Annotated in this window: 6 protein-coding genes and 1 pseudogene; 3 read left to right on the top strand and 4 right to left on the bottom strand. The window is 67.5% G+C overall.

Annotation, left to right across the window (positions count from 1 at the left end):
• Positions 1-181, bottom strand: a 181-nt coding sequence (locus ACIQ3R_RS13600) for a hypothetical protein (protein WP_397419381.1), incomplete at its 3' end; no start/stop codon positions are given.
• A 146-nt stretch (positions 182-327) separates the two neighbouring features.
• Between ACIQ3R_RS13600 and ACIQ3R_RS13595 the strand changes: the two genes are divergently transcribed.
• From ACIQ3R_RS13595 to ACIQ3R_RS13585, 3 genes are read left to right on the top strand one after another with little or no spacing between them, the layout of a single operon-like run.
• Positions 328-1,059, top strand: a complete 732-nt coding sequence (locus ACIQ3R_RS13595) for an ABC transporter ATP-binding protein (RefSeq protein WP_397419379.1) — start codon at positions 328-330, stop codon at positions 1,057-1,059.
• On the top strand, positions 1,056-2,486 hold the full coding sequence (locus ACIQ3R_RS13590) for an ABC transporter permease (RefSeq protein WP_397419377.1): 1,431 nt from the start codon (positions 1,056-1,058) through the stop codon (positions 2,484-2,486). The genes ACIQ3R_RS13595 and ACIQ3R_RS13590 overlap by 4 nt, the downstream gene beginning before the upstream one ends.
• Entirely contained in the window at positions 2,486-3,835 is a 1,350-nt protein-coding gene (locus ACIQ3R_RS13585; protein ID WP_397419375.1) for an ABC transporter permease, read from the top strand. Before ACIQ3R_RS13590 ends, ACIQ3R_RS13585 begins: the two co-directional genes overlap by 1 nt.
• Here the strand turns inward: ACIQ3R_RS13585 and tldD are convergent.
• From tldD to ACIQ3R_RS13570, 3 genes and pseudogenes are all read right to left on the bottom strand, one after another.
• Positions 3,832-5,262 (bottom strand): metalloprotease TldD, encoded by a 1,431-nt coding sequence (tldD, locus tag ACIQ3R_RS13580; protein WP_397419373.1) that lies wholly within the window; start codon positions 5,260-5,262, stop codon positions 3,832-3,834. The genes ACIQ3R_RS13585 and tldD overlap by 4 nt on opposite strands.
• A gap of 46 nt (positions 5,263-5,308) precedes the next feature.
• On the bottom strand, positions 5,309-5,749 hold the full coding sequence (gene mmcB, locus ACIQ3R_RS13575; RefSeq protein ID WP_397419371.1) for a DNA repair putative endonuclease MmcB: 441 nt from the start codon (positions 5,747-5,749) through the stop codon (positions 5,309-5,311).
• Between the two features lie 102 nt (positions 5,750-5,851).
• Positions 5,852-6,457 (bottom strand): annotated as a pseudogene (locus tag ACIQ3R_RS13570) (ferritin-like domain-containing protein); the annotation flags it as partial.

The following is a 6,457-nucleotide window of genomic DNA, read 5'->3' as shown; positions in this document are numbered from 1 at the left end:
GCACATTTTGCGGCAGCCGCAAGGTCTCGATCTCCAGCCCGTTGATGCTGGCGTTCGCCAGTCGCGAGCCGGTCACCACCACGGCCTCGACTTCGGCTTCCGCTGTTTCGGCCTGGACCTGTCCCGCAAACGACGCGGCGGCGGCCAGGGTGACGAGGAACGGGCGGGTGCTCGACGGCATGGGACGATCCTGTCTTGCAGGGCGGCTGATATCGAGCGACCGATTGGCGCCAAGGTGGCCAGGGGTCAAGTTTATTGTTATGATATAACGTCCGTTGACTTTGGGGCGCCGGACTTGTTGATGTCCGCTCGCTGGGGGAGTGATCAATGACGTCAGTGGATGGAGACCCGATCCGCATTTCAGACCTGCGCGCCGGCTATGGCGGTCGGGAGGTCCTCAGTGGGCTGGATCTGACGGTCCGGCGGGGCGAAATCTTCGCGCTGCTGGGTGGCAACGGATCGGGGAAGTCCACCACCTTGATGGTGCTGCTCGGCCTCTTGAAGCCCTCTGGCGGGACAATCCGGGTGGCCGGATTCGATCCCATCGCCGAGCCGCGCCGCGCCCGGGCCAAGACCGCCTACATTCCCGAAAGCGTGGCCCTTTACGACCACCTGAGCGCCTGGGAGAACGCCGAGTATTTTCTGGGCCTCGCGGATGTCCGGGTCTCCCGGGCCGAGCTCGAAAACGCCTTCGGCGACGTGGGCTTGCCGGCCGAGGCCTGGCGACGGCGGGTCACCGGCTTCTCCAAGGGCATGCGCCAGAAGACCGCGCTGGCGGTCGCCTTGCTACGCCGCGCGGAGGTGCTGTTGCTGGATGAGCCCACCTCGGGCCTCGATCCCGGCGCCGCCGCCGACTTCAACGCGCTCATTGGCCGTCTGCGCGAAGGCGGGGCGGCGGTGCTGATGGTTACGCACGATCTGTTCGGCGCGGTCGACGCCGCCGACCGACTAGGCTTCCTGGAGGCGGGGCGCCTGGCCGAGACCCGCGCCGCTGAAGGCCCCGAGCGCTTTGACATCGCTTCGCTGCACAGCCGGTTCAGTCGGGCGCGCGCTGCATGATCCTCCACGTCTGCCGCAGCGAGTTGTCTCGCCTGCTCCGCGGTCGGGTCGCCCAGATCGCCTTTGGCCTGACTCTGGCCCTGGCGCTGGTTTCAGCCCTGAGTTCGGTTTCGCAGCATCGCGAACAGGCGGCGTTCCAGGCCCGGGTCCAGGCCAAGGCGGATCAGGACTTCCTCGAACAGCCGGCCCGTCACCCGCACCGCGTCGTCCACTTCGGTCATTTCGCGGCGCGCAGCGCCAGCCCGCTGGCGGCCTTCGATCCCGGCGTAGAAACCTATACCGGCAACCTGGTCTACCTTGAGGGCCACCGCCAGAACTCGGCGAACTTCGGCGATGCGCGGCAGTCCTCCATCCTGGTCCGCTTCGGTGCGCTGTCACCGGCCTTCCTGTTGCAGACCATTGCGCCGCTGCTGCTGATCTTCCTTGGCGCGGGCATGATCGCGGGAGAGCGTGAACGCGGGTTGCTTCGTCAGTCGCTGGCCGCCGGGGCGACGCCCGGCGCGATCCTGGCCGGCAAGTCTCTGGCCCTGGGCGCGGTGGCGCTTGGCGTCGCGTTGCCGGGCCTCCTCTTGCTCGCGATCCTGGGGCGTGGCGTCGACAGCGGCCTACTGGCCCTGGGATTCGCGGGCTATGCCGCCTACCTGCTGTTCTGGGTGGCGCTGGTGGTCGGGGTCTCGGCCCTAGCGCGCCGGACGCGCACCGCGTTGATCGTGCTGGTCGCCGCCTGGGCGGTTATGGCCCTGCTGTCGCCTCGCGCAGGCGCCGAGGTCGCAGCGTCACAGCCCCTCACTGGCCGGTTCGAGACCGATATCGCTTTGCAACGCGACCTGCGGGCCATGGGCGACAGCCATGATCCGAACGATCCCTACTTCGCCAAGTTCAAGGCCGAGACCCTGGCCCGTTACGGTGTCAGCCGCATCGAGGACTTGCCGGTCAACTATCGCGGCCTGCTTGGCATCGAAGGTGAGCGCATGACCTCCTCGCTGTTCAATCGCTATGCTGCGGAGAGTTTCGGCGTGATGACGGCGCAGAGCGCCCGGATGGACCGGTTGGCGCTTATCAGCCCGACGGTGGCCCTGCGCCGGCTATCCGCCTCCGTCGCCGGCGTGGATCTGGCGGCCTATCGCCGATTCCTGGATCAGGCCGAGGCCTATCGATACGCCCTGATTCAGAAACTGAACGGCCTGCAGGCGACAGCGATCAACGCCGCCGATGACGCCGCCAAGAGCAACGACGCCGCGGCTGAGGCGCGCAGCCGGATCGCCGCCGACAATTGGAAACAGATGCCGATGTTCCGTTATGAGCCGACGCCCAGCGCGGAAGCGCGCGCCCGCGCCTGGCCGGCCTTCATGGCGCTGGCGATCTGGCTCGCCTTCGCCCTCGCGCTCGTCGGGGTCGCCGCCACGCGGCTTGCGGGGCGGCCCTGATGGGGACCTGGGTCCATGAAGCGCGCCACGCTCTGCGCGCGCCGGGCAGCTTGGCCGCGCTTGTCGCGCTGCTGGTTCTGAGCGCCGTTGCGGTCACCTCTGGAGTGATCGAGATCCATCGTCAGGAGGCTCGGATCGCGGGCATCGCGGCGCATCAGGCCGAGGATGTCGGCGCCATCTCCCGCTGGGTGTCGCGCGAAGGCGATGCGGGCAACGCCGCCTACTACACTTTCCATCCTACCTGGGATCCGCCCAGCGACCTGGCGTTCGCCGCGCTGGGCGTCAGGGACATCGCCCCCTACATCCTCCGCGTTCGGGCTCTGGGCCTCGAGGCCCAGCTGTATGAGGGCGAGGTGACCAATCCCGAGATCGCACAGCCCGGACGCTTCGATTTCGCCTTTGTCGCTGTGTATCTGGCGCCGCTGTTCGTCATTCTGCTGCTGCACGACCTGTTTTCGGGCGAGCGCGAAGCGGGCCGGCTGGCGGCCCTGCAAGTCGCCGCCAGCCGGCCCGCAGACCTTTGGCGCGCCCGCATCGGCGTTCGGGGGCTGGCGCTCTTCCTGGCCCTGATCGCACCCTTCCTTGTCGGGGCCGCAGTCAGCGGGACTATGCCGCTGCGCACCTTCACCGTCGTCGTCTTCGTCGGCGCCTATCTTGCGGTCTGGATATCCCTCGCCACTTTGGTCGCCCGCCTCGTGCGCGCAACGACAACGGCGGCCATGGCGCTCTGCGCCATCTGGTTGGTGGTGGCGGTGATCTCGCCCGCCCTGGCGCATCTGGCCATCAACCGGGCCGTCCCCGTGCGCCAGGGCCAGGAGTTGAGCATCATCCACCGGGATGCGGTTCATCGCGCTTGGGACATCCCGAAGGCCGCGACCATGGACCCATTCTTCAGGAGCCACCCGGAGTGGGCGTCGACTGCGCCTGTCACCACGCCGTTTCACTGGAAGTGGTACTTCGCCTTCCATCAGGTCGCCGACGAGTCGGTGGCCGACCTGGCCCGGTCCTACGACGCGGGAGTCCTCAAGCGGGTGACGCTGAGCGAAGGGGTGGGCCATGTGCTGCCGGGCGCAGGTCTCCAGCTCGCGCTGCACCGTCTGGCGGCTTCGGACCCCCGCGCTCAGCTCGACTACAGGCAGGACATCCGAGATTTTCACGCGCAGCTGCGTCGCTACTACTACCCCTACATTTTCAACGAGCGGCCATTCCGCGAGCCGGAGTTCGAGGCCGCGCCGTCCTTCGCGCCTACGCCGCGAAACCCGCCGCCGCCGCTCAGTCAACTCCTGGCGCTGTTGGCGTTGGCTGGCCTGATGATCGCGATCATCGGGCGTCTTCGGCCGCAGTACTAGACCGCCGTCCCGCCCACTGTCAGGCCGGTGATCTTCAGCGAGGGCTGACCGACCCCCACCGGCACGCCCTGGCCCGATTTGCCACAGACGCCGACGCCGGGATCGAAGTCGAAATCGTCGCCGATCATGGTCACCTTGGTCAGCGCCGAGGGGCCGTCGCCGATCAGGCTGGCGCCTTTCACGGGGGCGGTGATCCTGCCGTCCTCGATCAGGTAGGCCTCGGTGCATTGGAACACGAACTTGCCGTTCGTGATGTCCACCTGCCCGCCGCCGAGCGTCGCGCAATACAGCCCGCGCTTGGTGGAGGCGATCATCTCCTCACGGGTGTCTCGCCCGGCCAGCATGCCGGTATTGGTCATCCGCGGCATCGGCATGTGGGCGTAGGACTGGCGCCGCGCATTGCCGGTGGGACTGAGGCCCATCAGCCGTGCGCTCATCCGGTCATGCATGTAGCCGACCAGGATGCCATCCTCGATCAGGACCGTGCGCTCCGTGGGCGTCCCCTCGTCGTCGAGCGTTAGCGACCCGCGCCTTCCCGGCAGGGTGCCGTCGTCGAATACGGTGACGCCGGGCGCGGCCACCCGCTCGCCGATCCGCCCTGAGAAGGCCGAGGTGCCCTTGCGGTTGAAGTCGCCCTCCAGACCATGGCCCACCGCCTCGTGCAGCAGCACGCCATTCCAGCCGGGTCCCAACACCACGTCCATCTCGCCGGCCGGGCAGGGAACGGCGTCGAGATTGACCAGCGCCTGCCGCAGCGCCTCGTCGACCTGATCCTGCCACTTGTCAGGGCTGATCCAGGCTTCGAAGCCCGCGCGGCCGCCGGCGCCGGTGTAGCCCTGCTCTCGACGGCCATCACGCTCGACCGTCACCTGCACATTGATCCGGCAGAGCGGCCGAACATCCCGGATCAGCCGGCCATCGGCGCGCAGGATTTCAACCGTACGCCGCTCGCCGGCCAGCGAGGCCATGACCTGCACCACGCGCGGATCGCGGGCCCGGGCCCAGGCGTCGATCTCCTGCAGCAGCGCCACCTTGTCGGAAAAGCCTGGCTCGGACAGCGGATTATCGTCGCCGTAGAGCTTGGCGTTGGTCGCGCGGGGCGCCTCAGCCGCGACGCCGGAATAGCCGCGTCGGGCCAGCCGGGCCGAATCCGCTGCGCGCCCGATGGCCGCCTCGCTGATCTCGCTGGCGTGGGCGTAACCGGCCGTCTCGCCCGCCACCACGCGCAGGCCGAAGCCTTCGGTTGCATCATAGGCCGCGGACTTCAGCCGACCATCATCGAACAGGAAGCTTTCGCTCTCGGAGCGTTCGACAAACAGCTCCCCATCATCGGCCCCGGCCAGGGCCTCGCCCAGGATCGAGCGTGCGCGCTCAGGGTCGACGCCGGCGGCGTCCAGAATCGAGGGGGCGGGGACGGGAGCGTTCATGGCTGTGAACATATGGACGCGAGGCCCCCGCGTCACCCCACGCCGGTCAGAGTTCGACAACCGCCACGCCTGTCGCCCGCATCGCCGCCAGCCGAGCGAACGCCAGGATCAGAGCCTTGCGTCGGGCGCCGGCCAGGGGAACCGCTGGAGCCTCGCGCAGCACGGCGCCGCCAAACCCATCAGCTACGATCAAGCCTGGCTCCTCCGGCAGGATCTGGCGCGGAAACTCCGGCCCCACGGCAAAGGCGAAGGCGTCGCAATAGGGTCGATATTCCGGCCATTTGAGATCGACCCGGAAGTCCTCGACCCCGGACTTCACTTCGACGATCAGGATGTCGCCCTTGGCCCCGACGGCCATCAGATCGGCGCGGCGGCCATTGGGCAGCGTCACCTCGGCCAGCGGCGCATAGCCCAGGTCGACCAACAGGCGCATGGCGCCGCGCGTGACGATGGTGGTGGTCTCGGAGCGGGAGAAAGGCGTGTCCACGTACCGATCTTGTTCCACGTTCGTTCGAACGACAACTGCAAGCAGACGCGAAAACGCCCGCCGGGCGGGAACCCGGCGGGCGCGTGTTTGTCGGGCCGAGGCCTACTCCGCCGCGATCAGGACGGGCCGCGCCTTCTCCGCAAAGTTGATCTCCTGGAGGTAACGGATACCGTCCTCGGCGATGTCGTCGCCGACCATCTTGTCGCCTTCGCTCTTCAGTTCGTCGATATCGACATAGGTCGCGTAGAACGCCTTGGTGCGGTCGGTGATGATGCCGGCGTTGAGCAGAGTCTTCACCAGCACCCGGAAGATGTTGGTCTGCTCCTTCATGTTCTCTCGCCGCTGCTCATCGTTCATGATTGCGGCCATCTCGGCGATCACCCGATCCGGGTCGAGGCCAAACTCTTCATAGAGATCGCGCTGCTGCGTGGGCGCCACCAGGTTGAAGAGCAGCGTCTGGAAGCACTGGGCGGCCCACAGCTCGATGGTCTCGTGCTCCTTCTCCGTCAGGTGCGGGATGGTGCGGTCGGCCCAGATCTTCCCGAACTTGTGGTGGAAGGCCTCGTCGGTCATCACCAGCTGGAACAGCTTCTTGGCCAGCGGGTCGTTGGTCTTGGCGTAGAAGGTGGCGAAGGCGCCCATGGCCAGGCCCTCGACCAGCATCTGCATGCCGATGATCTTCTTATAGACCTCGGGGCTGGCGATAAT

The organism is Phenylobacterium sp., from assembly GCF_044371015.1.
In the GTDB taxonomy this organism is placed as follows: Bacteria; Pseudomonadota; Alphaproteobacteria; order Caulobacterales; family Caulobacteraceae; genus Phenylobacterium.
Note: the sequence above shows the minus strand (reverse complement) of the source record. Positions and strands in the feature narration are given on the sequence as shown.

Excerpts from the sequence above, each read along its gene's own strand:
- ACIQ3R_RS13595 (WP_397419379.1), top strand. The coding sequence starts at position 328 with ATGACGTCAGTGGATGGAGACCCGATCCGCATTTCAGACCTGCGCGCC.
- ACIQ3R_RS13585 (WP_397419375.1), top strand. The coding sequence starts at position 2,486 with ATGGGGACCTGGGTCCATGAAGCGCGCCACGCTCTGCGCGCGCCGGGC.
- tldD (WP_397419373.1), bottom strand. The coding sequence starts at position 5,262 with ATGAACGCTCCCGTCCCCGCCCCCTCGATTCTGGACGCCGCCGGCGTC.
- ACIQ3R_RS13590 (WP_397419377.1), top strand. The coding sequence starts at position 1,056 with ATGATCCTCCACGTCTGCCGCAGCGAGTTGTCTCGCCTGCTCCGCGGT.